This window comes from Kitasatospora sp. NPDC092286 (genome assembly GCF_044755565.1).
Classification (GTDB): domain Bacteria; phylum Actinomycetota; class Actinomycetes; order Streptomycetales; family Streptomycetaceae; genus Kitasatospora.
In genome coordinates, this window is sequence record NZ_JBIVRD010000114.1 from 1 (window position 1) to 2,408 (window position 2,408).

General features: G+C 61.7%; 2 protein-coding genes. Both read right to left on the reverse strand.

Annotation, left to right across the window (positions count from 1 at the left end; translation table 11 throughout):
* Positions 1–224 precede the first annotated feature (224 nt).
* Positions 225–671: a hypothetical protein gene (locus ACIQIB_RS39380; RefSeq protein WP_400764284.1), complete on the reverse strand. Its 447-nt coding sequence runs from the start codon at positions 669–671 to the stop codon at positions 225–227.
* 28 nt (positions 672–699) lie between these two features.
* Positions 700–2,271, reverse strand: coding sequence for an RHS repeat-associated core domain-containing protein (locus ACIQIB_RS39385; protein ID WP_400764285.1), 1,572 nt, complete (start codon positions 2,269–2,271; stop codon positions 700–702).
* Between the last annotated feature and the right edge of the window lie 137 nt (positions 2,272–2,408).

The window sequence follows — 2,408 nt, forward strand, 5'->3', positions numbered from 1 at the left end:
CTGCCTCCAGCTTCACCCCACCGCTACGGCGGAAGGGAGATGAAGGTCTTCCACCCCCATTCGGTACAACAACAGAGCCTCGTGGCGCACTCGGTCTTCACGTAAAGTGCGGTCGCGAGGGAGTCCAGGTCAGGCGTCACAACAGACCTTTGGACTCCCTCGCTTTATGTCATGCGTACCGGCGAGCCCTTGGCATCAATCATCTAGGACGAGAAGTTGTGAGCTCAGTAGGGCGCCCCGGTGTTAACGTCGATCTCATTATCTTTCGAGTCAAATGCCGTCATGTAGCCCGCGAGACCTGGAGATACGGAAGTGTAGTCCGCTCGATGCTTGACTTCTCCAGGATGGGTCGGCGGCCCCTTGAAAACTATAGTCAGAGTCTCTCCCGGCTCGATCTCATAAATAGCTCCCATCGGCTCGAAGACCACAGTCAGACGGTCGGATTCTGCCGCCAAGACAGTCCGCTCCTCCACCCATGAAGCTTCTCGAGCCCGCTGCCTTTCATGGCGTCGATTGCGAATCCAAGAGAACATGTCGTCATGATGCCTCATGGTGGCGGTTTTGCCAAGGCCCGCGATCCATGCTTTGAACTGCCCATCGACCCCTTGGCTGAGCCCTTCCGTGCGACGGCGCGGAATGACGACAATTGAACTGCCATCATTCCGCGCCATCAGCTATGCAGAGGCATTTCCACTTTGTTTAGCGGTATTTCCCCTTGATGTAGTACCTCATCAACTCCGCCCGCTCTTTGGCATTATAGTTATTCTGTCCCCTCGCTCGGGAAATATTGTCGATTTTTTTGAAATACTTCTTCACTGTCCTGAGTTCCCGATTCGTGAAGCGCATTCGGACCTCTTTGCGCTTTTCGGGATTCATGAGTGCGCGATTCTTGTATACGTTCGGCCGGTCAGTGGCCCACAGGGGGCCGTCCAGATCGTTCTGCTGCTTAAATCCATGCTGCTTGACGATCTTATCAACCTTGCTGTAAAGCCGATTGTTCTGCGTGCGAATGTTGGGGTATTTGACCGTTTTCGTGAAGCTGTTTGAAAGCTTTACGGCGCGGGCTGCCTTGACCGTCGTGACAGCTGCCTTCACGGCGACACCTGCGCCCACTGCCGCCGCTGCCACCATGATCGTCATTTCGGCGGCCTTTTCCCAGTTACCGGTGGCGGCATAGGAGACTGACGAAACGGCGGCGGCTATGGAACCAATGGGACCCGGTACGACGGTGGCGACCACCTCGGCGACCTTGGCGACGACTTCGACCGTCTTCTTCAGCCACTTGGGCATGCCCCAGTTGCCGTCGAGGTCGGTGCAGTTGACGGGGTCGCCGGTGCAGTAGTCGTAGGCGCTGGCGTTGCCGCCGGGGACGGGGTCGATCTGCAGGAACCGGCCGAGGGCGGGGCTGTAGAGGCGGGCACCCATGAGGATGTCGCCGTCCTGGGCCTCGGCGGAGCGCTGCTTGCCGCCGAGCCAGCCGTAGCGAACGCCTGCCTGGCTGTCCTGCGGGATGCCGAACTCGTCGAAGTCCAGCACCACCGGTGCGGTGAGCGCGGTGTCGGTGGTAATGACGACCGAGCCGAACAGGTTGGTCAGCTGCAGCCGGACGTCACCGGTCCTGCTGGTAGTGGCGACCAGGTCGGCGTCCGGGCCCGAGACGTTGCGAGTCAGGGTGCCCTGGGCAGTGTCCTCGGCGGTCCAGCGGACCTCGTCGCCGTCGTCGCCGTAGTGGTTCAGCTTGGAGGTAGCGCCAGCCCAGGATCCGTCGGCCTGCTTCTTGCTGGTGGTGAACGCGGTCAGGCGGTGGGCCGCGTCGACGGCCCACTCCTGCTTGGTGTCCCCCTTCTCCTGGGCGGCGACGCGGTCGTTCGCCCAGTAGGTGTTGGTCGCGCCAGTCGCCGTCTTCACCGTGCGCCCGAAGGCGTCGTAGAAGAAGCCCGCATCCGTGAGGCGGTCGGCGCTGTCGTAGGTGTGGTTCTCCGCCGTCGCCCCGGCGGTGGCGCACTCGCCGGACGCCCCCTTCGGGGACGTCTGCTTGGACAGGCGGTTGGAGTGCGCGTCGAAGGCGTACTGACGGGTGACGCAACCGGTGGCGACCGTGGACTGCTCGGCCTTCACCAGCCGGCCGAGCCGGTCGTACTGATACGTGCGGGTGGCGGTGGAGCTGGTGTCCTTCGCCACCTGCCCCTGGGTGGAGATGTCGGTGGTCTGGGCCCAGATCACCTTGTTGTCGCTGGTGCGAGTGTAGGTGCGCCCGGTGGCCTCGCCCACGGCGTTGGTGGTGTCCTTGCGAACGATCCCGCCGGGGTAGGTCCGGGCTTTGCCCTATTTTGTAGACACTTGCCTGTTATGCGACCAAGTCCAGGTTAATGACGCTCGTGGCGTGTTGCCGTTCATAGTCGACGGGG